The following is a 22859-nucleotide window of genomic DNA, read 5'->3' as shown; positions in this document are numbered from 1 at the left end:
GTCACAACGCCTTCGCCGGGACGAGCTGGAAGTACAGGGCGCTCATCACGAAGTTCGCCAGGAAGAGCAGCAGGAAGGTGATGACGACCGACTCCATGACCGCTTGGCCGACACCCTGCGGGCCGCCGTCGGCGTGCATGCCCATGTAGGTGGAGACGATCGCGGCGATGAGGCCGAAGACGAGCGCCTTCGCCATGCCCTGGTAGAGGTCGGGCGTCTGCGCGAGCGCGGTGAACGACGCGAGGTAGGCGCCGGGGGTGCCGCCCTGCATCATCACGTTGAAGATGTAGCCGCCCAGCACGCCGACCACGCTGACCAGCCCGTTGAGGAAGACCGCGACGAGCATGCAGGCCAGCACGCGCGGCACGACGAGACGCTGGATCGGGTCGATGCCCAGCACCATCATCGCGTCGAGCTCCTCGCGGATCTTGCGCGCGCCGAGGTCGGCCGCGATGGCCGAGCCGCCGGCGCCGGCCACGAGCAGCGCGGTCGCGATCGGCGCGGCCTCGCGCAGCACCGCGAGCACCGCGGCCGAGCCGACGAACGACTGCGCGCCGAACTGCTGGACGAGGCTGCCGGTCTGCAGCGCCACGACGGCGCCGAACGGGATCGCCACGAGCGCGATCGGGATGATCGTGACCGACGCGATGAACCACGCCTGCTGGATGAACTCGCGCAGCTGGAACGGACGCTGGAAGACGGCGAGCAGCACGTCGGCGCCGAACGCGAAGAGCCGGCCCGCGGTGGCCAACGGCGCGGTGACGCGCTCGCCGAGGCTCATCGGGCACCGCCGATCGACTGGGGCGACGGCGCTGAGAAGCCCGAGCCGTCGTTCAGGAAGGAGCCCGGCGGGGGCACGACGCCGTGGGCCGCGCACCATGCGCCCGGCTCGGCCTGGGTGGCGCGGGGGCGGCCGTCGGACGGGAACAGCTGCAGCGGGATCGGCGGCAGCGGCGGCAGGGTGCTGTGGTCCTCGGCCGCGAGCTCGTCGGCGTCCTTCTCCTCGCTCATGCCGATCGGGCCGACCGTCTGGGCGTTGAGGAACTGGCGCACGGCCGGCTCCTCGCTGGAGAGCAGCATCTCGCGCGGGCCGAACATCGACAGGTGCCGGTGGTAGAGCAGGCCGATGTTGTCGGGCACGGTGCGCGCGGTGTTGATGTCGTGCGTGACGATGAGGAAGGTGGCCTCGGTCTGGGCGTTCAGGTCGACCATCAGCTGGTTGATGAAGGCGGTGCGGACCGGGTCGAGGCCCGAGTCGGGCTCGTCGAACAGGATGATCTCGGGCTCGAGCACGAGCGCGCGGGCGAGACCGGCGCGCTTGCGCATGCCGCCGGAGATCTCGCCGGGCAGCTTCGTCTCGGCGCCGACCAGGCCGACCATCGACATCTTCTCCATGACGATGTCGCGGATCTCGGTCTCGTTCTTGCGGGTGTGCTCGCGCAGCGGGAAGGCCACGTTGTCGAACAGGGTCATCGAGCCGAACATCGCGCCGTCCTGGAACAGCACGCCGAACAGCTTGCGGATCTCGTAGAGGTCGCGCTCGCTGCACGTGGCGAGGTCGGTGCCCTCGATGAGGATATGGCCCTCGTCGGGCTTGATGAGGCCGATCAGGGCCTTGAGGAAGACGGACTTGCCCGTGCCCGAGGGGCCCAGCATCACGCTGATCTGCCCGGCGGGCAGCGTCAGCGAGACGTCGCGCCAGATCGTCTGGCTGCCGAAGGCCTTGGTCAGCCCTTCGACGCGAACTTCGACACCCATCTGGGCTCCTTCACAGGGGGACGGAACCCGCGGGGCGGGTACCTGGAGGAACTGGTGGTCAGCGGCCGGTGCGCCGCAGCCTCACGGCGAGGCCGATCCGCAGCGCCACCAGTACGGCGAGCGCGGCGCCCAGGAGCGGACCGAACGAGGAGCCGGTGGCCGGCAGCGCCGTGGTCTCGGCCGAGGCGGAGGCGACCGCGGCATCGTCGCCGGACCCGTTCTCGTCGAATGCGTAGTCGTCGTCGACGGCGGTCTCCTCGTCGGGGGTGACGGGCTCGATGACCTCGGGGTCCTCGCCGTCGCCGGTTCCACCACCGCCGCCGCCACCGCCACCGCCGTCATCCTCGGCGGGCGGGAGCGGGCACTCGACCGCGGTGCAGCCGGCGCCGATCGGGATCGTGCCGATCACCCGGGCCGCGGCGTTGTCGCTCTGGCGGACGCACTTGAGCTCGGCCTCCGAGACCGAGCCGAGCACCGGCGGGTCCATGACCGAGTCGAGGAAGAAGGTCTTGGGCATCTGGACGTAGATGAGGCCGTTCTCGGCCGTCGACGGCACGTCGATCGCGGCGACCGTGCCCGCGGCCGGGATCGTGAGCTCGGCGCCCGTCCGGATCTGCACCCAGTCGGCCTGGAGTCCGCTGACGGGCTCGTTGCGGGTCTCGAGGACCTCGCCGCCCGGGGCCACGGCCTGCAGGACGACGTCGGAGCGCGAGGTGCCGCGCACCCGGCGGACCTCCATCTTCGTGTAGAGGTGGTCGACCAGGTCACGCGAGAGGATCAGGCTCAGCGTGGTGTCGGTGGCGGGCACCGTGGCCCCCGCCTGGACGCTGTCCGGAAGGTCGGTCTCGGCGGTCACGTAGAACTGGTAGTGACCCTCGAGCGTGGAGTTGATGATCGGGTTGGTGGCCTGGCACTCGTAGCCCACGCGCTCGACGCCGGCGGGAGCCGCGCTGGCCGCCGGGGCGAGCTGGGTGACGCCTGCGCCCACGAGCGCCGTCGCGATCGCGAACCGAAGTCCTCGACGTGCAGCTGCGGCGCTCTGGCGCATGGGCTCTCCTCGCTTCAGGTCCACGGTCGTGGGTGTAAACGCCCGTTATGCGGGCAGTGCCGACGACTGTAACCTGAAGTTGCACTGTGACGCAAGACACCTTTCAACGGTGGTGCGTCAGAGGCCCATGAGACGCATCCCCGCTGGCACGAGAGCCAGGATCACGGCTCCGACGAGGACGCCGACATCGGCACGGGACCACGTGGCGGCCTCGGCCCACGTGCGACGGTGCGCGGTCGCGAAGCCGCGCGCGTCCATCGCGATCGACGTGCGCGTCGCCTCGCGGATCGTGTGCACGAGCAGCGCGAACGCCATCGACCACGGCCGCACCTTGAGCCCCCGGGCCCGGCGCGTCCGCTCCAGGTCGTGCCACGTGCGCCACGAGCCGCTGACCCGCTGGAGCGCCGCCGACAGGGCGGCGGCGAAGCGCCCCGGCACCTTGAGGCTCTGGGCCAGGTAGTCCCCCAGCCGCGCGACGTCGACGTAGCCCACCGCCACCGCTCCGGGCCACGCCAGCACGAACGCGCGCAGGCCGGCGACGAGGGCGACCTCGGCGTCGCGACCGCCCAGCAGCCACGTGGACCACGCGACGCTCGCCATCGGGATCAGCACGAGCAGCAGGCAGACTGCCGGGTACTTCCACGACGGCACCGTGAGGACCGCGGCGAGCACCCAGAGCGACACCGCGACGACCGCGATCGGCAGCGTGCGGATCGCGGGCGAGCCGAGGGCAGCCGCGACGCCGATCCCGATCAGGACCAGCGGGTTGAGGCGCGTGAGCAGGCCGGTCACGCCACCACCTCCCCGGCGCGCAGCAGGACCTCGCGGTCGCGCGGCAGGTCGGGGTCGTGGGTGGCGACCGCGACCGTCACGCCGTGGCGCGCGGCCGAGCCGAGCCAGCCGGCCACGAGCGCCCAGGCGTCGCGGTCCTGGCCCACCGTGGGCTCGTCGGCGAGCAGCAGTCCGGGACGGTGCGCCGCGGAGGCGGCCAGTGCCAGCCTGCGCTGCTCGCCGCCTGAGAGCCGGTAGGGGTGGTCGTCGCCGCGCCCGGCGAGGCCGACGGCCTCCAGCAGCGCCTCGACGTCGACCGCGCGGCCGAGCGCGCGCGGCGTGGCCTCCAGCTCGTCGCGGACCGTGGTGGCGACGAAGCCGAGCTCGGGGTCCTGGGGACACCAGCCCAGCCCGCGCGGCGCGTCGACGACCCCCGAGACCGGCTCGATGAGACCGCCCAGGGCCAGCAGGGCCGTGGACTTCCCGGCGCCGCTCGGCCCGACGAGCGCGGTGAGGGTGGCCGGCTCGAGCGCGAGCGTCAGCCCCGAGACCGCGCGCGTACGCTCCGAGCCACGCAGGCCCCGGGTCACCTGGTCGACGACGAGGTCGGTGACGCGCACGTGCGCAGGCTCCACCGGAGCCAGCAGCTCGCCCGGGACCTCCAGGGGAACGGGGGCGGGGCGCCCGGGCATCCACAGCGCGTCCGGCACGGCCGCGGTGCGGAACTGCGCGACCGAGCCGTCGAAGACCAGGCGACCGGCGTCCAGCACGACCACGCGGTCGACGTGGTCGAGCCACGGCTCGAAGCGGTGCTCGACCACCACGAGCGAGCGGTCGCCGACGACCGCCAGGACGGCGTCGCGGACGACCTCGACCAGCGCGGGGTCGAGCATCGAGGTCGGCTCGTCGAGGAGCAGCAGGTCGGGCTCGGTGGCCAGTGCGCCGGCAAGCGCGAGCCGGTGCCGCTCACCGCCGGACAGCGCACTGGTGAAGCGGTCGCGGTCGTACGGCAGCCCCACGGCGTCGAGCGCCGCGTCGACCCGCCGCCAGATCTCGTCGCGCGGCAGGCCGAGGTTCTCGGGACCGAACGCGACGTCGCGCCCGACGCGTTCGGCGACGATCGAGGCCGACGGGTTCTGCGTGACCATGCCGATCCGCCCGTCGACCTCGACCGACCCGGACGCGTCCCCCACGAGCGTCGATCCCAGCGCACCGGCGACGGCGTGGAGCGCCGTGGACTTGCCGCTGCCGCTGGGGCCGACGAGCAGCACCCGCTCGCCCCGCTCGATCCTCAGGTCGAGCCGGTCGAGGGCGGGCCGCCGCCCGTGGAGGGGCGTCCAGGTGAAGTCGCGGAACGCGATCGTCACGCGCTACGGCCGCCCGGAGGGAAAGGAGTCCAGGGCGCCCGCCTTCGCCAGCGACCGCACGAGCAGCCAGCCGCCGAAGCCGGCGATGACGACGCCGGAGGTGGCGAGGAAGCCCAGGTGCAGCAGGCGCCACTGCAGGTCCCAGTCGGGGAAGTAGTACTTCCACTCGTAGAACGCCTCGAGCACGCCCGACAGGGCGCCGCCCAGGACCGCGGTCAGCAGGTCGAAGCGGCGGTAGAGGAACAGCGCGAAGATCAGCTCGGCGCCGAGCCCCTGCACGACGCCCGAGATCAGGACGGTGCTGCCCCAGGACGTGCCGCCCAGGACCAACATCGACACGAGCGCGGCGATGAACTCGGTGGCGAACGCGGCGCCGGGCTTGCGGACGATGAGGCCGCCGACGACGCCGGCGATGAGCCACATGCCGCCCAGGAGGGCGGCCGCGGGCTTGAAGCCGACCGCGGCACCGAGGTCGATGACGTCGTAGAACTTCCCCCAGCCCCAGAAGACGACGCCGAAGGCGACGCCGAGCATCGCGATCGTGACGAGGTCGATCGTGCGGTAGCGGGTGGGACGAGTCGTGGAGGTGACGGCAGAATTCATGATGACTCCCTTCGCCGGTGCTAACCGGAGCAGGTTCAAGGGTCTGCGGCTGTTCCGCACTCTCAGCGCCCTCTGCATGGCGCTCCCCTGTCGTGGTGCTGCCAGCCTAGCCCGCACGGGCCGGGCACGGCAGCGGGGGCGGACCCGAGGATCCGCCCCCGCTCACTCCTGCGTCAGCTGCGACGCGTGCGGCGGCGCAGCACCAGGGCCGCTCCTCCGGCGAGCACCAGGACGCCGCCGAGCAGCGCGGCGCTCACGGCCGGACCGCCGGTCGCGGCGAGGTAGCCGTCACTGACCCAGTCGTCGTCGGTCGTGTCGGCCGCGGCGTCGGCGGGCAGGATCTCGACCGGGACCGAGGCGATCACCTCGCCGCGGCTGAGCACCACGACGTCGTGCGAGCCGGCGGGCGCGTTGGTCGGGATGCGCACCGACACCTCGCCCGAGGTGGGCACCACCTTCGTGCCCATCGGGATCGGGTCGGAGCGCAGCTCGAACTCGAGCTCCTTGCCGATCCAGTTCGACCCGAAGGCGAAGGTGATGGTGTCGCCGGGCGACAGCACGTCGTCGCTCAGCAGCTCCACCGCGTCGGGGTCCTCGTCGTCGCCCGGGCCGGTCGTCGGAGCCGTGGTCGGCTCACCCGTGGGCTCGGTCGTCGGCTGCGTGGTCGGCGCGGTCGTCGGCTGGCTGGTGGGACCCGTGGTGGGCTCCGGCTCGGCGTCGCCGACCGGGATCGAGCCCAGGCCGAGCTCGTCCGGGCCCGCGCAGGTCAGGTTCGACGGGACGGTCGAGCCGTCGGCCTTGTGGATCGTGGCCTGGATCGTGAACGCCTCGGGCATGCCCAGGCGGACCGAGGTCTCGGCGTACTCCGGGACCGTGATCTCGGGGACCGTGCCGGTGGCAGGGATCAGCCAGGGCTCGTCGGCGACCTGCGGGATCGGCGTGCGTGCCGACTTCAGGTCCTGGATCGCGACGGCCTGGGTCTGGCCGCCCGTGGTCAGGGTGATCGACGAGTCCGTCGAGCCGCCCTCGGCCTCACGGCCCTGGAGCAGCATCGCGGTGGACTGCCGCAGCAGCTCGGGCAGGGTCAGGGTGATGTCGACGCCGCGCGAGGAGATGACGTCGCCGACCTGGACCCGCGACGGGATCGTGGTCTCGGCCAGGACGCCGATCACGTGCGAGCCGAGGTCGAGTCCGCCGGCCGTGACGCGGCACGTGTAGTCGAAGCGCTTCGACAGGTCGACGTCGTCCGCCGGCGGATCGGTCGGGGTCGTGGTGGGAGTAGTCGTCGGCTCGCTCGTCGGCTCCGTCGTCGGCTCGCTCGTCGGCTCCGTCGTCGGCTCGCTCGTCGGCTCCGTCGTCGGCTCGGAGGTCGGGCCGGTGGTCGGCTCGCTGCCCGCGGTGACCGCGATCGTGCCGAGCGACAGGTCGCCGGGGCCCGCGCAGGTCAGGGTCGACGGGACGGTCGAGTCGTCGGCCTTGTAGATGGTGGCGGCGATCGAGAAGGTGCTCGGCATGCCCAGGACGACCGAGCCGGTCGCCGTGGCCGGGGTCGTGATCTCGGGGACCGTGCCCGACGCCGGGATCGTCCACGGCTCGTTCGCCGTCTGCGGGATGGGCGTGCGCGGCGACCCGAGGTTCGGGATCGGGACGCTCGTGGTCTCGCCGCCCGTCGTCAGGGTGACGGCCGAGTCGGTGGACTCGCCGTCGGCCTCGCGGCCCTGCAGCAGCATGGCCGTGGACTGACGCAGCAGCTCGGGCATCGTGAGCGTGATGTTCACCGTGCGCGGCGCGATCACCTCGCCCGGGGAGACCGACTCGGGCGCCGTGGTCGACGCGAGGACGCCGATCACGTGCTCGCCGAGATTCAGCCCGCCGGCCGTCACCTGGCACGTGTAGTCGAAGGACTTCTCCAGCTCCACGTCGGCGGCCGAGGCGGGCGAGACGAGCCCGACTCCGACCACGGCCGCGGCGGCCAGGGCGGCCGCCGACGAGCCTGCGGCGACGAGGCGCTGGGATGTTCGGGACGTGCGGATCACGGGCGAGCCTTCCTCCGGCAGACCCGTCCCCTGAGCCGGACGGGCCTTGTGATGTGGCTCACCCTAAGTGCTGTAACTCCCAGTGACAACCCGTGTTCACGTCCGCGTCCGCTGCCGACAGCCAGGGATCCACCACAATGGGCGCATGCCCTCCGTGCGCACCCCCGACCCGAACCCCGGCTGGCTCTCCGACTTCCAGCTCGAGGAGACCCGGTCCCGCGTCCCGATCCTCTACGTCGAGGCGATCCCGGTCCGACTGGACAGCCTCGGCCAGGTCGAGCAGGTCGGCCTGCTGCTGCGCGGCTCCCCCACCACCGGCACGATGGCGCGCTCGTTCGTCTCCGGTCGCGTGCTGCACGGCGAGCCCATCCGCTCCGCCCTGATGCGCAACCTCGAGAAGGACCTCGGCCCCACGGCGTTCCCGCAGCTGCCGGCCGACATCGTGCCCTTCACGGTCGCCGAGTACTTCCCGATCCCCGGCGTCACGCCGCTGTACGACGCGCGCCAGCACGCCGTCGCGCTGGCCTACGTCGTGGCGGTCACCGGCGAGTGCGACCCGCGCCAGGACGCGCTCGAGCTCTCGTGGCTGACTCCGCAGGAAGCGCTCAGCCCCGCGATCCTCGACGAGCTCGAGGGTGGCCGCGGCGTGCTGCTGCAGCAGGCGCTGGCGCACGTGGGCGCTCTCGGATGACCCGCGCGCGGAGGTGACGCGCCGCCCGAGCCCCTGGCTCATGCTGGTCGCGGCGATGATCGCGCAGGTCACCGCGACCGCCGTGGTCAGCACGCCGCTGCTGCTGATCCCGCACCTGCACCTCGACGAGGGCGTCCCCCTCGTCGCCACCGGCGCGCTCGCCGCCGCCCCGACCGTCGGCACCCTGCTCACCCTCGTGGCGTGGGGCGCGATCGTCGATCGCGTGGGCGAGCGGATCGCGCTGACGTCCGGCCTCGCCCTGCTCGTCGTGGGCAGCGCGGTGGCCTGGTCCGGCGCCCGCGCCGACGACGTGGTCGTGCTCGCGCTTGGCTTCGGCCTGTGCGGCGTGGCCGCGGGCAGCTCCAACTCCGCCAGCGGCCGGCTCGTCGTCGGCTGGTTCCCCGCGCATCGCCGCGGTCTCGCGATGGGCATCCGCCAGACGGGTCTTCCCCTCGGCGTCGGCGTGGCCGCCCTCGTCGTCCCCGCGGGCGTGCAGTCGTGGGGCGTCGCGCCGATCGTGCTGGGCTGCCTCGTCGTCTCGGCGGTCGCCACCGTGTTCATCGCGCTCACCGTCGTGGACCCGCCGCGGCTCGCGACGGAGGGCACGGACCCCCGCGCCAACCCCTACCGCGGTGACCGGCGCCTCGTGCGGATCCACGGAGCCTCGGCGCTGCTCGTCATCCCGCAGTACGCGGTGTGGACCTTCATGCTGCTGTGGCTCATCGACCAGCACGGCTGGAGCCCGGCCGCGGCCGGGGCGCTCTACGCGGTCTCGCAGGTGCTCGGCGCGGGCGGTCGCATCGCCGCGGGCTGGTGGTCCGACCGCGTCGGCGATCGCCTCGGCCCCATGCGGCAGGTGGCGGTGGCGGCCACCGTCTCCATGCTGGCGCTGGCCGTGCTCGAGGGATCGCCCGTCGCGATCACCCTGATGGTCGCCGCCATGGTGATCACGGTCGTCGACAACGGCCTGGCGTTCACCGCCGTGGCCGAGATCGCCGGACCGCGGTGGTCGGGGCGCGCGTTCGGCATCCAGAACACGGGCCAGTACCTGACCGCGGCGGCGGTGCCGCCCGTCGTCGGCGCGATCGTCGAGCTCGCGGGCTACGGCTGGGCCTTCGCGGCGGTCGCGGTCTTCCCGCTGGCGGCCATCGCCTGCGTACCCGTTGCTACTCGCAGGTAACATCATCGTACGCCTTTGGCTGGCCTAACTGAGCAGCGCTTTCCGCCGCAGATTAGGGTCAGCACCAACTGCTTGAACCGCGAGAGGAATCGGCATGGAACCGATCAACATCATCGCCGGAGTGATCACGCTGGTCTCGACGGCGTTGGCGGTGTACTACCTGGCGCCCGGGATCAAGCGGATGCTCGGGGTCATCCGCGCCGGAACGCCGGCCTACGGTCGCACCGACAACCCGGCGAGCCGCACGAAGAACATGCTGGTCGAGACCCTCGGCCACACGCGCATGCTCCAGTGGCACTGGGTCGGCCTCCTGCACTGGGCCGTCTTCTTCAGCTTCCTCATCCTCAGCACCGCGGTCGCCACCGCCTACCTGCAGGTCTGGAACCCGCACCTGGTGCTGCCGATCATCGGCCACTTCTTCCTCTTCGAGTGGGTCAGCGAGGCCATCGCCTGGCTGGGCCTCATCGGCATCGCGGCGCTCGTCGTCATCCGCCAGCGCAACCACCCGCGCACCCAGGGCCGCCAGAGCCGCTTCTTCGGCTCGCGCTTCGGCCAGGCCTACTTCGTCGAGGCGATGGTCGCGCTCGAGTGCGCCGCCGGCATCCTCATCCGCGGCGCCGAGTACCGCCTGATGAGCCTCGAGGGCGACAGCCACGGCACGTACTTCCACTTCCCGCTGACCGGCTGGATCGGCGACACCCTCTGGTCGGGCCTGTCGGTCACCGGCCTCGAGGTCACGATCACACTGCTCGCGGTCGTCAAGGTCGTCTCGGCCACCGTCTGGCTGATGGTCATCGGCAAGAACCTCACGATGGGCGTCGCCTGGCACCGCTTCCTGGCCTGGTTCAACATCTACTTCAAGCGCGAGGCCGACGGCGGCACCGCGCTGGGCGCGCTCGTCCCGCTCTACGTCGCGGGCAAGCCGCTCGACCTCGAGACCATGGAGGACATGGAGGAGGAGGAGTTCGAGAAGCTCGGCGTCGGCAAGGTCGAGGACTTCAGCTGGAAGTCCATCCTCGACTTCTCGACCTGCACCGAGTGCGGTCGCTGCCAGAGCCAGTGCCCCGCCTGGAACACCGAGAAGCCCCTCTCCCCCAAGCTCCTCATGATGGGCCTGCGCGAGCACGCCTACGCCAAGGTGCCGCTGCTCGGCGCCGACCCCGAGACCCTCACCGAGGACCAGCAGCGCGAGCTCGAGCGTCCGCTCATCGGCACCGAGGACCTGTTCGGCGTCATCGACCCCGACGTCCTGTGGTCGTGCACGAACTGCGGCGCCTGCGTGCAGCAGTGCCCCGTCGACATCGAGCACGTCGACCACATCGACAACATGCGCCGCTACCAGGTGCTCGTCGAGTCCAACTTCCCCGCCGAGCTCAACAACATCTTCAAGGGCCTCGAGCGCAAGGGGAACCCGTGGGGCATGAACCCGCGCGACCGCATGAAGTGGGCCGAGGACCTCGACTTCGAGGTCAAGCAGGTCGGCGTCGACGTCGAGTCGCTCGACGAGGTCGAGTGGCTGTTCTGGGTCGGCTGCGCCGGCGCCTTCGAGGACCGCGCCAAGAAGACCACGCAGGCCGTGGCCGAGCTCCTCGACATCGCGGGCGTCACCTTCGCCGTCCTCGGTGACGGCGAGACCTGCTCGGGCGACTCCGCCCGTCGCGCCGGCAACGAGATCGTCTTCAAGCAGCTCGCGATGGAGAACGTCGCGGTCTTCGAGGAGACCAAGGTCAAGAAGGTCGTCTCGACCTGCGCCCACTGCTTCAACACGCTCAAGAACGAGTACAAGGAGTTCGGCATCGAGCTGGAGGTCGTGCACCACACCCAGCTGCTGAACCGCCTCGTCCGCGAGAAGAAGCTCAAGCCGGTCGCGCCCGCCGCGCCGGCCGCCAAGGTCACCTACCACGACCCCTGCTTCCTGGGCCGCCACAACCAGGTCTACTCGCCCCCGCGCGAGCTGATCGGCGCCACGGGTGCGGACTACGTCGAGATGGACCGCTCCAAGGAGCGCTCCTTCTGCTGCGGCGCCGGCGGCGCCCGCATGTGGATGGAGGAGAAGATCGGCTCGCGCATCAACATCAACCGCACCGAGGAGGCCATCGGCACCGGGGCGGAGCAGATCGCCGTGGGCTGCCCCTTCTGCCGCGTCATGCTGGCCGACGGCCTCACCGCGAAGCAGGCCGAGGACGAGTCGCTGCTCAACGTCGAGGTCCTCGACGTCGCGCAGCTGCTGCTGCAGGCCGTGAAGCGCTCGGAGGAGGACGTCGTGACCGAGGCCGAGGCCCTGGTCGCCGCGGCCGCCGACGAGTCGCACGCCGCGGGTGACGAGCCCGAGGACGCCGAGCCCGGTCCGGAGGCCCAGGCCGATCCCGGCACGCTGACCGACACCGAGTCCGTCGGTGCCGCCGCCGACGCCCACGCGTCGGCCGACGCGCCGACCGATGCCGGCGACGACCTCGACGACCCGGAGGGCGAGAGCCGCGCCGCGGACGCCGAGATGGCGGCGAAGCACAACATCGCGGTCGACGAGAAGGGCACCGCCGGAGGCATCTTCGAGTCGGGCGACGCGACCCCCGAGGGCGCGCTGGACGCGGAGGGCACCAAGCCCGTCTCCGTGGCCACCGAGCCCGAGGACGAGCCCGCCCAGTCCGATCCGGAGCCCGAGGCGCTGGACGACGCGGTCTCCAAGCCCGAGTTCGACTCGGAGTCCGACGACAGCCCGGCGCTGCACGAGCAGCAGCCCGGACTCGGCCAGCCCGACGCCGAGAAGGCCGACGCTGACGAGGCCCCGGCCGAGCCGGAGACCGCCGAGGTCGAGGCTGCCGAGGAGGCGCCGGCCGAGCCGGAGGCCGCCGAGGTCGAGACCGCCGAGGAGGCGCCGCCCGAGCCCGAGACCGAGGCCACGGACGAGGTCGCTGATGAGACTCCCGCTGCCGAGGAGGCTCCCGCCGAGGGCGGTGCCACCGAGGCGTCCGCGGGCGGTCACGAGCAGCCGTCGCTGCTCGATGCTCTCGAGGACGAACCGAAGGGCCACACGGCCTCGGAGGACGAGCCCAAGCCCGAGCCGCACCCGGAGAGCGGCGACACGACCAACCCCGACGCCGAGTCGGTCGTGTACGACGACTCCGAGCCCGAGCTGCCGGCCGAGAAGCACGCCGAGCCCACCTCCGAGCAGGAGGAGCTGGCGGCGATCACGCCGGTCGAGGACGCTCCCGCCCCCGACCCGGTCTCCGAGGACGCCGCGCCGCTCAGCGACGCGAACCCCTCGGGCGAGGACCTCACCGGCTCCGCCACCGAGGCGGCGGCCGACGAGTCCACGGGCGAGGACGACAAGAAGGCCTGAGGCCTGACCCACTGGACGGCCCGCTCCACCTCCCTGGTGGAGCGGGCCGTTTCGTCAGCCCGGCGTTCGCCGGTGGCGGGCCCCCGGCACGTTCAGTGCGGCCGTGTTACGTGTCAAGAGCGACCGCGGATGTTCAGACTGCCGTCCATCCACCGTCTACCGGCAGCACGGTCCCGGTGACGTAACTGCTCGCGTCAGACGCGAGGTAGAGCAGGGCACCGTCCAGCTCGTGGGCTGCGCCGCCTCGACCCATGGGGGTCATCTTGGCGACCCAAGCCTCACCAGAACCACCGTCGAACAGCTCGGACGTGAGCTCCGTTGGAAAGAAAGCAGGCGCTATCGCGTTCACACGGACACCTTTCCGAGCCCACTGCGCCGCCATCTCGCGGGTGAGATTGACGACGGCCGCTTTGCTCGCGGCGTAACTGCCCTGCGGCATTCGGCCCAGGCCGACCATGCCGACGATCGACGCGATGTTGACGATGACTCCGTGGCCCTGCTCCAGCATCTGCAATCCGGCGTAGCGGCTCGTCGAGTACGTCCCCATCAGGTTCACGTCGACCACATGACGGAATTGCTCAGCCGTCTCCTCCGCAACTGGGGCGATGTTGCTCGTGCCGGCGTTGTTGACGAGTACGTCCACTCGCCCATGCCGCGCGACCGTTGCTTCCACCAGGTCACGGCACTGCTCATCAGACGTGACGTCGCATGCGACCGCGAGTGAGCCATTCAGCTCCTCCTCCAGGGCACGAAGCCGGTCGACACGCCTTGCTGCCATGACGACAGAAGCTCCCGCCTCGTGAAGCACGCGTGTAAATCGCTCGCCGAAACCGGACGAGGCTCCTGTCACGATCACGACGCGACCGGTCATGTCGAAAAGTTGAGTCATTGAGGTCCTCTCGCTAAACGGCCGTCAGGCCACCATCGACGGCCAGCACCGTGCCCGTCACGTAGGAGGAGTCGGTTCCGGCGAGCCAAGCGATAGCGTCCGCGATCTCCGCGGGTTCGCCGAAACGACGGCTGGGGTTGGCGGCCACCAGCTTGCGCATCGTCTCCTCGCGCCCTGAGCTGAACGACTCCGCGACCGCATCCATGATGCGGGTCTGCGTCGGTCCGGGCGCCACCGCGTTCACTCGGATTCCTTGACGTGCCCCTTCGACAGCGGCGGTGCGGGTCAATCCGATCACCGCGTGCTTACCAGCCACGTAAGCGCCGTAGCGTGGCACGCCGCGCGAACCCGCATTCGAGGCCACGTTGACGACTGCGCCGCCGTCCGTCATCGCTCGCAGCCCAGCTCGTGTCCCGAGAAAGGCGCTGGTGACGTTGACGTCGACCACTGAACGGAAGCTCTCCAGACTCGTTTCGGTAAGCAATGAGCTCCGCCCTTGGGCACCAGCGTTGTTCACTACGGCCCGAAGGTTGCCCAGGGTGGCCGCCTCGCGGACGGCTTGGTCCCACGTTGCTTCATCGGTGGCGTCGCCGACCAACCAACGATCGGCGATCGTCGATGACCCAGCCGAGTCGAGATCGAGTCCGACAACGATCCAACCGTCCGATCGCAACCTTGCGACCACCGCGGCACCGATTCCCCGCGAAGCACCCGTCACAAGGGCGACGTCAGTCATGTTGAGGCTCCGTGGCTGCGACATCACTGCGAAAGATCGCGCGTGACCACACGCGCGTGATCTCGTCCGCGGCCGCGTCGGAATCGAGACCGCCTTGGCGGCCTTCGACGAAGTTCGAGTAGGCGTACTGCTCAGTCATGCCGCCGAGTAGCGCCGCCGTGAAGGCTGCGTCGATCCCGGGGTCCGCAACGCCCTCCTTCTGCGCCCGCCGGATCATGTGAGCGATCCGGTCGTAGAAGACCTGCCGGGTATCCAGCCACATCTGGCGCACGTCGAGATCGCTCTGCGAGCTCTCCACGAGCAGGGCGTAAAGATCGGCGTTCTCGCGGTAGTACTCGAGGTAACGGACGGTCGTTGCCCAGATGGACCGGGTCGGCTCCTCGGGCGACCAACTCGCCCGGGCAACGGCTGCGACATCGCGCAGGAGATCCTCAAGCAGCTCGTTGCGCACCTTCTCCTTGTCCGGGAAGTACCGGTAGAAGCTACCTTGGGAGAGCTTCGCCTCGGAGGTGATGTCGGAGATCCGCGCGCTGCTGTAACCCGTGCGACCGAAAACCGTCCGTGCAGATCCCTTGAGGACGGCACGGGTCCGTGTTCCCTTCGTCGTCCGCGGCGTGAGGTCGGGACCCGCCTCATTCGCTGAAACTGGAGCGAGGCCGAGATAGGCCGGTCGGCGACGTTCAAGGAAGGCGTGGATACCCTCGGTCGCGTCGTGCGAGGTCGTGGCGTACTCGTGGACGATGGTGATCTCCGTCCGCAGGCCCTCGTCCAACTGCGTCTGGCGGCCGACGTCGATCAGCTGCTTCATCGTGCGGTACGCGTGTGGGCTGTGCTGACCCGTAGCCGCCACGAGATTGACCGACTCCGCCTCCAACTCGTCGAGAGGAGCGATCAGGGTCGTCAACCCGACCTGAGAGGCCTCCTGAGCCGAGTAGAGGCGCCCCGAGAGCATCCACTCCTTGGCCTTCTGCCAGCCGATGGCGCGACCGAGCCGCTGGCTTCCGCCGGCACCAGGCAGCTGGCCTGAGCCGAGATGGCCGTCACCGATGCGAGCCGACTCGGCCATCGTCAGGAAGTCGCAAGCGAGTGCAAGCTCGATGCCACCAGCGACGCAAGCACCGTTCACGACGGCGCACGTCACGAGTGGTCCACGCTCCAACCGCTCGCACAGCTTGCGAAAGTCCTCCAGGAACGCACCGAACCTCACAGGACTTCTGTAGAGGTCGAGATACTTGCGAAGGTCTCCACCGGCCGAGAATGCCGAACCTTCACCGGTGATGAGGAAGCCGCGGACTTGCGGGTCCGCCTCCGCGTCATCGAGGTGTCGCAACAGTGCCTTGACCGTGTCGTGATCAATCGGGTTGCGGAGGTCGGGGCGGTTGATCCGGATGAGCACTCCACGAGTTCCGTCGACCTCCCAGTCCTCGCGAATGGTCAAATGGGTCGCATCGGTCGTCACGCGGATCCTCCTCGTCTCTTGTGGACCTCGCTCACGAGCTCGGTCTTGCGCACCTTGCCCGTCGGCGTCTTCGGTAACTCCCGGACCAGCGCGACGTGCTGTGGCAGCTTGTACGTCGCCATCTCACGGCTTCGCAGGTACTCGACGACATCAACGAGCTCAGGCGTCGCACCGTCATCGGGGACTATGCAGGCCGCCACGATCTCGCCCAATCGGTCGTCGGCCAATCCGATCACCGCGACTTCCTTGACACCCGGCATCTCCACCAAGAGGTCCTCGATCTCGCGCGGAGCGATGTTCAAGCCTCCGCGGATGATGGTTTCCTTCTTTCGACCCACCACTGCCACGTAGCCGTCTTCGTCCACGATTCCCAAGTCACCGCTGCGGAGCCAACCATCCTCGGTGAACGTAGCACTCGTCCGCTCCGGGTCATCGAAGAACCCGACGCACACGTTCGGACCGCGCACCACCAGCTCTCCAACCTCACCGGCAGGGAGCTGGCGGCCTTCACCGTCCCAGACCTGCACCTCGGTGCCACGCGGCGGGAGACCATCGGTCTCTTCGCGCTTCTGCTGCGCCGCCGACTGCTGATTCCACGCGATGATGAGCCCCTCCGTCGACCCGTAGATTCGGAGGACGGTGACCCCGAGCGCCGCCGCCTCACGCACGAGCTCAGCGGGGACCGGCGCACCACCACAGCCGAAGGAGCGCATGGACGAGAGGTCCCGGCCCTCCTTCTTGGCAACGCGCAGCAGGTCGGACAGGAACGTCGACGCCGCGAGCGTGTAGGTGCAGCCGTACTGCTCGATCAGTTGCGCGGCCCGGCTCGGGTCCCAGCGGTCTTGCAGCACGACCGTCACGCCGTTCATCAGTGCAAGACGGACCCCGAAGTTGAACCCGGTCGAGTGCCCGACGGGGGACGGCATCCACACGACATCGTCATCGCCCAGACCCAGGTGCTCCACGGTGGCTGCGACGGAGTGATTGACCGTCTCCTCCGTGTGCATGACGGCCTTCGGGAGGGATTCTGTCCCGGACGTGAAGATCAACTCGCTGATCGCCTCCGCGTCAACATCGCGCAGATCCGTGACCGGCTCGCGACGCAGGACGGACGTGAGGTCGGCGTCGCCACCCGCGCCCACCACGAGATGCGTGAACGACAACCCATCCTCGTCTCGAAGCCGTCGCGCCAGATCAAGGTGGTCGAACCCGCGGTACGTGTCGGGGGTGACGTAGACCTTGGCGCGAGAGACATCCAGGAAGTGCCGAAGCTCCTTGTGCCGATAGTTCGGCAGCAACGGATTGAGACGCGCCCCTACGAGGAGGGCGGCCAGATCGACGACGACGGTCTCGTAGCGGCTCGGAAGCTGAACGGACACACCGGAACCCGGCCGAACGCCCTGTTCAATCATCCAACCCGCGACACGACTCGCATCCTCGAACAGCTCGCGGTAAGTCGCCTCGCGGCCATCGGCGCCGTCGACGACGGCCAACACGTCGGGACGCTCCTGCGACCACCGACGGACCGCCGCACCAAGCGTGATGCCAGACCATGCCCCGGACGCTCTGTAACGGGCCTGCTGCTCGGGAGTGTGAACGCTGACGTCATCAGGCATGCTCCACCTCCGGGACGAAGACGATCGGTGGACGTCCCGGTTCGATGGGAAACGTCGCTCGAAGTCGTAGACCCGGCTCCAGGGCGCCGTGGTCAACAAACTCGACACGCCCGAAGATCCTTGCACCCTCGTCCAGTTGAACGGCGCCGATCACGTAGGGAACTTGCGGAGACAACTCCTCATCCCAGGCATAGTGGACGATCACCCACGAGTAGAGACTCCCCTCGCCGCCGGCGCTGACCTCGACGAGGTCGGCCGAACCACAGTCCGGACAGGACGGCAACGGAAGTGCGAAATGGGTCCCGCAGGACTCACACCGCCGGAGCGGGATACGGCCCTCCCCCACGCCCCGCCAGAATTCGTCATTGTCCGGGTCCAGGCCTGTCACCAACGATGCGGCCGTGGCGTTCATGCCGCCCTCCTCTCGCGACGCAGAACCAATGCAGAGCCGTCGGTGAGCGCACCGGACGTGACGACGCAGGTCTGCGCGCCTTCGACAGTGCGAGTCCCCGCTCGACCTTGCAGCTGATGGATCGCCTCTGCGACCGTGTTCATCCCGTGCAGGTAGCCCTCCGCGAGGAGTCCCCCGTTCGTGTTGACCGGCAGACGACCGCCCGGCGAAGTGGCCCCCGACCGGATCATCTCAGCGGCTTGGCCACGATCGGCCAGGCCGAGGCCCTCCATCGCAAGCAGCACACTGCTGGAGAAGCAGTCGTACAGCTGAGCCATGTCGACCTCGTCCGGGCCGATGCCCGCGCCGCCCCACAGGTCCGTGGCGATGTGGTGCGTGTAGTTGCGAGTCATGTCCGGCCACAGCATGGCGTCGCCGGCGTCGAGGCCCGACCGCTTCCCGGTGCCATACGCAGCTCCCTCGATCACGACAGGGTCGTGCCGCAGATCGCGCGCATGCTCGAACGACGTCACCAGTACCGCGCAAGCACCATCAGCCTCGGTCGTGCAGTCGGCCACGCGGAACGGATCAGCGATCATTGGGGACTCGACGTACTGCTCCAGGGTCAAGGGCGCCCGTCGGATCGCACGCTCATTGTCGACGGCCCACTTCCGTTGAGCGACCGCGACGGCACCAAGGTCGAGCTCCGATCCCCCAGTCTCGATCAGGAACCGGCGCGCCCACATCGCGATGAACTGCGGGTATGCCGTGAATCCGAACGGGTAGCGGAAGGTCGGAGCCAGACCGGGGGCCCTCGTGCTACCCACGCGCTGACCGCTTCGCCCATTGAGAGCTCGGAACACCAGCACGTTACGTGCCATCCCACTCGAGACGGCCGCAGCTGCCTGCATCACCAGGAACGACGGTGCTTGACCACCGAGGCTCACGTCGCTCAGGTACCTCGGCGCCGGAAGCCCTAGAGCCGTCGCCACCGCCTGCGAGGACACGGAGTCGTTGTTGAAGCTGAAGCTGATGATGCCGTCGACATCGGACAGCTCGATCCCGGCGTCGGCGGCGGCACCTCGGCATGCCTCGACGGCTTGCGACATGACTGATCGGCCCGAGTTCTTTGTCAGCGCTGTCATCCCAACGCCGGCCAGTGCAGTGTTCCCCAAGAACCCTAGGCGCTTCGGGGGCCGTCCTGTGCTTGTCACGTCTCTCCTCGTGGTTCGTCGTAGATCGGTGGGGCCGGCAGGGAATCTCCCGGCCCCACCCGGGTGTCACTCCTTGGCGAGGTCGACCTGTTCGGCCTCAGGGCCGTTCATCTTGTAGGTCACCAGGTAGTCGCCCTGATAGCCGTCGTGTCGGTCGGCGGTGAACTCGATCTGGGCGCCCGCCTTGCCCGAGACGCCCTCGAAGGGCTCCATCGAATCCAGCGCATCCGCCAGCTTCTGACCGCCTTCACCGTCGCTCGCCTTCAGTGCGTCTGCCAGCACGTGGAACGCGTCGTACGTCTGGGCAGGGTGCTCGGTCAGCTTGTCCTCGCCGAACTCCTCGGCGTATGCCGCGAAGAACTCTTTGGTGCCGTCCTTGGTCTGATCGAGATTCTGCAGCGAATAGACGCCAGGGAGCTCCGAGTACGCGTCCCCTGCGATCTTGATGGCGTCGTTGACCAGGATCGGGCTGAAGCCGATCAACGGGACGTCGAGGCCCTGCTCGAGCATGGTCTTCGCGATCAAGCCGTGATCGCTGCCGGCAGAACCGCCGACAAGGACGCCGTCGGGATTCTGCTTGCTCGCGGTGGCGACCTGCGCGGACACGTCGGTTCCGTTGATCGGATACTCCACCGGGGAGCCTGCGAACTCGAGGCCGACCTCCTGGGCATGTGCGAGGAACAGGTCCTTCAGCTGCAGACCCGCCGGCCCCGAATCGTTCATCAACACCGGGTCCTTCAGACCCAGTGCGGTGGCTGTGTCGACCACGCCGTTGGCGTAGTCCGTCAGCAGTGGTGCGATCCGGTAGGTGAACTTCGCATCCTCCGTGACTGCCTCGGACGTCGCCGACGAGGTGATGAAGGGAACCTTGGATCGCTCGGCGACCTCTCGGATCGCCAACGCCTCACCGCTGGACTGGGCACCAATGATGGCCACCGCCTTGTCTCGGGTGATCGCGCGCTGCGCCTCCTTCGTCGCCAGCTCCGGCGTCAGCTCGTCGTCGTACACCTTGATCTCAAGATCGCGGCCGTTGACACCACCGTCGGCGTTGATCTCCGACACTGCCAGCTTCGCTGCGTTCTCCATCTGCTCGGCAGTCCGCGCCGAAGCACCGGTGAGCGGGATGACGACAGCAACGGTGAGCGGGTCGTTCTCGTCCCCGCCATCGCCGCCTCCGCAGGCGCCAAGGGTGAGAGCCGCCGCCGCAGCGACCGCCAACGTCCTGGTGAACTTCATGGCACTACTCCTCTTCCTTCGCTGGGACCGTCGGTGACGTCCCGCTCTGTCCGAAGTACGCGTTCTTGATCGCGTCCTCGCTGAGTTCCCCGCCTTTGGCTGACAAGGTGACCTCGCCCAGCCGAAGAATGTGCAGCTGATCGCAAAGCGCGTTCAGTCTGTTAAGGCTCTGTTCCACCACCAGCAGTGACAGCCCTGTCTGACGAAGCGTGTCGAGCGATCCGTAGATGCGGTCAATGACCACCGGCGCAAGCCCCAAGGACGGCTCATCGAGAAGCAACAGTCGTGGCTTCGACACCAGCGCTCGACCGATGCTGACCATCTGCTGCTCACCGCCTGAAAGCAGCCCCGCCATCTGCTTGCGGCGCTCGTGGAGCACGGGGAAGAGATCGAAGACCGTCGGCAGCACCTCGTCGAGACGCGACTTGACGCCCGATGGCCAGCGAGAGATCGCCGCGAGCCTGAGGTTCTCCTCCACCGACAGTGTTCGCATGACTCGGTGGCCTTCGGGGAGGAGCACAATGCCGCGGCGCAGACGCGCGTCCGCACGCTCTCTCGTCAGTGGCACACCACCGAACGTCAGTTCACCCGACCGCAGCGGAACCAGTCCTGCGACGGTTTTCAGGAGCGTGCTCTTGCCGGAACCGTTCGCGCCCACGACGCCGACTGCGGCACCTTCCCCAACCTCCAGGTCGAGGCCCATCAGCACGTCAGTCGCACTGCCGTAACCCGACCGGAGATCCTTGGCGGTCAGAAGTGCGCTCATGCTTCACCTCCGAAGTAGGCGACAACGACCTCACGTTGTTCCAGCACCTCGTCTGCAGGCCCCGATGCCAAAGTTCTTCCGCGGTCGAGCACGTGAATGCGGTCTGAGACGGCAGCGACGAACGAGACATTGTGATCGATCAGCAGCACGCCGATTCCTGCGTCGGCCACGCGCCGAATGATCACCGCCAAGGTGTCGCGCTCGTGGTCGCTGAGCCCGGCGCCGGGCTCGTCGAGAAGCACGAACGCCGGTCGGGTGGCGAGAGCCCTGGCGATCTCCGTCAGACGTTGGGTGGCGTACGGCTGAGATCCGGCGGGTTCCGTCAGGCCGGCGTGGACGTCGAGCGCCTCGAGCAGGCCGGCCGCTTCGCCGAGGGCAGCGGTGGTGTCGCGCCTGGCCGATCGAGAGTCGACGATCTCACCAAGATCAGTGGCGCTCGAGACCCCCGCGAATCCCAGTGCAACGTTCCCGACAACACTGACGTCGGACAGCAACTGGGGGGTCTGAAACGTCCGCACGACCCCGCGACGCGCGACAACGTGCGGTCGATCGCCGTCGATGCGCTTGCCATCGAGGCGGACGCCGCCCGTGGTCGGGCGAACGTGACCCGTCACCACGTTGACGAGCGTGGTCTTTCCGGCGCCGTTGGGACCAATGAGGCCCAAGACCTCCCCAGACCGAACATCGAGCGACACATCGTCCAGAGCACGGACTCCCCCGAAGTCCACCGATGCGGACTCGACGACCAAGGAGGACAAGTGACCTCGCGCTTCGAACTGTGCCGGCAGGGGCTCGACAGGGAGTTGCCGGGACTCGGGCCGGCTCCGGAACCGCCCGCGCATTCGTCGCACCCAACCCATGAGGCCTCCTGGCGCATACCCCAGCAGCACGATGATCGCCAAGCCGAGGATGAGGGTGTGGTAGCCGGCGCTGGCCACTCCCGCCTCGTCGATGAAGACGAGCGCGACCACCCCGATGATCGGACCAAGCTGAGTCCCAGGCCCGCCGATCATGACAGCGAGGATCAGCACGATAAGCCGATCGAGACCGAACGACTCGGATGCGATGAACAGGGTCTGGTGTGCGAACAGACTCCCCGCAAGTCCCGCGAGACCGCCAGCGAGGATGAACGCCACGAGTCGGACTCGTCCCGGGGAGACCCCCACGGCGGACAGGGCGATCGGAGCATCCCTGAGAGCCACGAACTTGCGACCCGTCGCGGAGGAGGTGACGCGCGCCGAGATCTCGAAAGCCAGCACTGCGCCTACCGCGGCAAGCCAGTAGTAGCTCATCGTGTTCGCGACGATCTCGCGCCCGCCGATCTCGGCCAGCGGAATTCCAAGGAGTCCCTCCGCGCCACCGGTCACCGACCACTTCAGGAGAACCTCCTGGACCGCCACGGCAAAGCCGAGAGTAGCGATTGCCAGGAACAAGTCCTTGAGGTGCCGAGTCGGCCACCACAGCACGAGACTTGCCACGGCGCAGAACGCCATCCCCCCAAGGGTCGCCCACAGGAACGGCACTCCGTAGTTCATCTCCAGCAGACACGTGGTGTACGCACCGATTCCGTACACGGCGACGTGCGCCAACGAGAAGATGCCGGCATAGCCGTAGATGAGATTGAAGCTGACGGTCAGGATGAACGCCGCGGCGGCTGTGATTGCCAAGTACACCCAGAAGTCGTCCTGGCTGACCACGGCGCCCACGACCATCACCACCACAGGAGCGGCCAACGAGTGCCACCACGGGCGCGGCGAT

Annotated in this window: 19 protein-coding genes and 1 riboswitch; of the genes, 3 read left to right on the top strand and 16 right to left on the bottom strand. The window is 69.1% G+C overall.

Annotated features, from left to right (window positions below; all coding sequences use genetic code 11):
* Window position 1: 1 nt before the first annotated feature.
* The 7 genes from O3S82_RS01465 to O3S82_RS01435 form a co-directional block, all read right to left on the bottom strand.
* Window positions 2–781, bottom strand: a complete 780-nt coding sequence (locus O3S82_RS01465; protein WP_179426854.1) for an MlaE family ABC transporter permease — start codon at window positions 779–781, stop codon at window positions 2–4.
* Window positions 778–1758, bottom strand: a complete 981-nt coding sequence (locus tag O3S82_RS01460; protein WP_179426856.1) for an ABC transporter ATP-binding protein — start codon at window positions 1756–1758, stop codon at window positions 778–780. Before O3S82_RS01460 ends, O3S82_RS01465 begins: the two co-directional genes overlap by 4 nt.
* A gap of 58 nt (window positions 1759–1816) precedes the next feature.
* Window positions 1817–2806 (bottom strand): DUF6801 domain-containing protein, encoded by a 990-nt coding sequence (locus O3S82_RS01455; protein ID WP_269305008.1) that lies wholly within the window; start codon window positions 2804–2806, stop codon window positions 1817–1819.
* 117 nt (window positions 2807–2923) lie between these two features.
* A complete protein-coding gene (locus O3S82_RS01450) occupies window positions 2924–3598 on the bottom strand; it encodes an energy-coupling factor transporter transmembrane component T family protein (RefSeq protein ID WP_269305006.1) in 675 nt (224 codons plus the stop codon).
* Complete coding sequence (locus O3S82_RS01445; RefSeq protein WP_269305003.1) at window positions 3595–4944, bottom strand: ABC transporter ATP-binding protein; 1350 nt, start codon at window positions 4942–4944, stop codon at window positions 3595–3597. Before O3S82_RS01445 ends, O3S82_RS01450 begins: the two co-directional genes overlap by 4 nt.
* A 3-nt stretch (window positions 4945–4947) precedes the next feature.
* Complete coding sequence (locus tag O3S82_RS01440) at window positions 4948–5547, bottom strand: ECF transporter S component (RefSeq protein WP_179426870.1); 600 nt, start codon at window positions 5545–5547, stop codon at window positions 4948–4950.
* A riboswitch (TPP riboswitch) is annotated at window positions 5537–5646 on the bottom strand. (Overlaps the previous gene by 11 nt.)
* Window positions 5647–5720: 74 nt before the next feature.
* Window positions 5721–7583 carry a DUF6801 domain-containing protein gene (locus O3S82_RS01435; RefSeq protein ID WP_269305001.1) on the bottom strand — a complete coding sequence of 621 codons (1863 nt, stop codon included), beginning with the start codon at window positions 7581–7583 and terminating at the stop codon, window positions 5721–5723.
* A 145-nt stretch (window positions 7584–7728) separates the two neighbouring features.
* Here O3S82_RS01435 and O3S82_RS01430 point away from each other — a divergent pair, with 145 nt between their 5' ends.
* The 3 genes from O3S82_RS01430 (at window position 7729) to O3S82_RS01420 (ending at window position 12794) form a co-directional block, all read left to right on the top strand.
* Entirely contained in the window at window positions 7729–8274 is a 546-nt protein-coding gene (locus O3S82_RS01430) for a DUF4916 domain-containing protein (protein WP_269304999.1), read from the top strand.
* A gap of 13 nt (window positions 8275–8287) precedes the next feature.
* Window positions 8288–9454, top strand: coding sequence for an MFS transporter (locus O3S82_RS01425; protein ID WP_269304997.1), 1167 nt, complete (start codon window positions 8288–8290; stop codon window positions 9452–9454).
* A 94-nt stretch (window positions 9455–9548) separates the two neighbouring features.
* Window positions 9549–12794, top strand: coding sequence for a heterodisulfide reductase-related iron-sulfur binding cluster (locus tag O3S82_RS01420; RefSeq protein WP_269304995.1), 3246 nt, complete (start codon window positions 9549–9551; stop codon window positions 12792–12794).
* A gap of 133 nt (window positions 12795–12927) precedes the next feature.
* Here the strand turns inward: O3S82_RS01420 and O3S82_RS01415 are convergent, their stop codons facing one another.
* From O3S82_RS01415 to O3S82_RS01375, 9 genes are all read right to left on the bottom strand, one after another.
* Window positions 12928–13665 carry an SDR family NAD(P)-dependent oxidoreductase gene (locus tag O3S82_RS01415; RefSeq protein ID WP_269304993.1) on the bottom strand — a complete coding sequence of 246 codons (738 nt, stop codon included), beginning with the start codon at window positions 13663–13665 and terminating at the stop codon, window positions 12928–12930.
* 31 nt (window positions 13666–13696) lie between these two features.
* The gene (locus O3S82_RS01410) at window positions 13697–14419 is read right to left on the bottom strand and encodes an SDR family NAD(P)-dependent oxidoreductase (protein WP_269304992.1); all 723 of its coding nucleotides are present in this window, start codon (window positions 14417–14419) and stop codon (window positions 13697–13699) included.
* Window positions 14412–15878: an enoyl-CoA hydratase-related protein gene (locus O3S82_RS01405; protein WP_269304990.1), complete on the bottom strand. Its 1467-nt coding sequence runs from the start codon at window positions 15876–15878 to the stop codon at window positions 14412–14414. The genes O3S82_RS01410 and O3S82_RS01405 overlap by 8 nt, the downstream gene beginning before the upstream one ends.
* Window positions 15875–17494, bottom strand: coding sequence for an AMP-binding protein (locus O3S82_RS01400; RefSeq protein ID WP_269304988.1), 1620 nt, complete (start codon window positions 17492–17494; stop codon window positions 15875–15877). Before O3S82_RS01400 ends, O3S82_RS01405 begins: the two co-directional genes overlap by 4 nt.
* Complete coding sequence (locus O3S82_RS01395) at window positions 17487–17906, bottom strand: Zn-ribbon domain-containing OB-fold protein (protein ID WP_269304986.1); 420 nt, start codon at window positions 17904–17906, stop codon at window positions 17487–17489. The genes O3S82_RS01400 and O3S82_RS01395 overlap by 8 nt, the downstream gene beginning before the upstream one ends.
* On the bottom strand, window positions 17903–18994 hold the full coding sequence (locus O3S82_RS01390) for a thiolase C-terminal domain-containing protein (RefSeq protein ID WP_269304984.1): 1092 nt from the start codon (window positions 18992–18994) through the stop codon (window positions 17903–17905). The genes O3S82_RS01395 and O3S82_RS01390 overlap by 4 nt, the downstream gene beginning before the upstream one ends.
* Window positions 18995–19165: 171 nt before the next feature.
* Window positions 19166–20335, bottom strand: coding sequence for an ABC transporter substrate-binding protein (locus tag O3S82_RS01385; protein ID WP_269304982.1), 1170 nt, complete (start codon window positions 20333–20335; stop codon window positions 19166–19168).
* Window positions 20336–20339: 4 nt separating this feature from the next.
* A complete protein-coding gene (locus tag O3S82_RS01380) occupies window positions 20340–21101 on the bottom strand; it encodes an ABC transporter ATP-binding protein (protein WP_269304980.1) in 762 nt (253 codons plus the stop codon).
* On the bottom strand, window positions 21098–22807 hold the full coding sequence (locus O3S82_RS01375; RefSeq protein ID WP_269304978.1) for a branched-chain amino acid ABC transporter ATP-binding protein/permease: 1710 nt from the start codon (window positions 22805–22807) through the stop codon (window positions 21098–21100). The genes O3S82_RS01380 and O3S82_RS01375 overlap by 4 nt, the downstream gene beginning before the upstream one ends.
* Window positions 22808–22859 lie beyond the last annotated feature (52 nt).

The organism is Aeromicrobium sp. HA, from assembly GCF_027171405.1.
Classification (GTDB): Bacteria; Actinomycetota; Actinomycetes; order Propionibacteriales; family Nocardioidaceae; genus Aeromicrobium; species Aeromicrobium tamlense.
Note: the sequence above shows the minus strand (reverse complement) of the source record. Positions and strands in the feature narration are given on the sequence as shown.

Excerpts from the sequence above, each read along its gene's own strand:
- O3S82_RS01465 (WP_179426854.1), bottom strand. The coding sequence starts at position 781 with ATGAGCCTCGGCGAGCGCGTCACCGCGCCGTTGGCCACCGCGGGCCGG.
- O3S82_RS01460 (WP_179426856.1), bottom strand. The coding sequence starts at position 1,758 with ATGGGTGTCGAAGTTCGCGTCGAAGGGCTGACCAAGGCCTTCGGCAGC.
- O3S82_RS01455 (WP_269305008.1), bottom strand. The coding sequence starts at position 2,806 with ATGCGCCAGAGCGCCGCAGCTGCACGTCGAGGACTTCGGTTCGCGATC.
- O3S82_RS01440 (WP_179426870.1), bottom strand. The coding sequence starts at position 5,547 with ATGAATTCTGCCGTCACCTCCACGACTCGTCCCACCCGCTACCGCACG.
- O3S82_RS01430 (WP_269304999.1), top strand. The coding sequence starts at position 7,729 with ATGCCCTCCGTGCGCACCCCCGACCCGAACCCCGGCTGGCTCTCCGAC.
- O3S82_RS01420 (WP_269304995.1), top strand. The coding sequence starts at position 9,549 with ATGGAACCGATCAACATCATCGCCGGAGTGATCACGCTGGTCTCGACG.
- O3S82_RS01415 (WP_269304993.1), bottom strand. The coding sequence starts at position 13,665 with ATGACCGGTCGCGTCGTGATCGTGACAGGAGCCTCGTCCGGTTTCGGC.
- O3S82_RS01410 (WP_269304992.1), bottom strand. The coding sequence starts at position 14,419 with ATGACTGACGTCGCCCTTGTGACGGGTGCTTCGCGGGGAATCGGTGCC.
- O3S82_RS01400 (WP_269304988.1), bottom strand. The coding sequence starts at position 17,494 with ATGCCTGATGACGTCAGCGTTCACACTCCCGAGCAGCAGGCCCGTTAC.
- O3S82_RS01395 (WP_269304986.1), bottom strand. The coding sequence starts at position 17,906 with ATGAACGCCACGGCCGCATCGTTGGTGACAGGCCTGGACCCGGACAAT.
- O3S82_RS01390 (WP_269304984.1), bottom strand. The coding sequence starts at position 18,994 with ATGTCGCAAGCCGTCGAGGCATGCCGAGGTGCCGCCGCCGACGCCGGG.
- O3S82_RS01385 (WP_269304982.1), bottom strand. The coding sequence starts at position 20,335 with ATGAAGTTCACCAGGACGTTGGCGGTCGCTGCGGCGGCGGCTCTCACC.
- O3S82_RS01380 (WP_269304980.1), bottom strand. The coding sequence starts at position 21,101 with ATGAGCGCACTTCTGACCGCCAAGGATCTCCGGTCGGGTTACGGCAGT.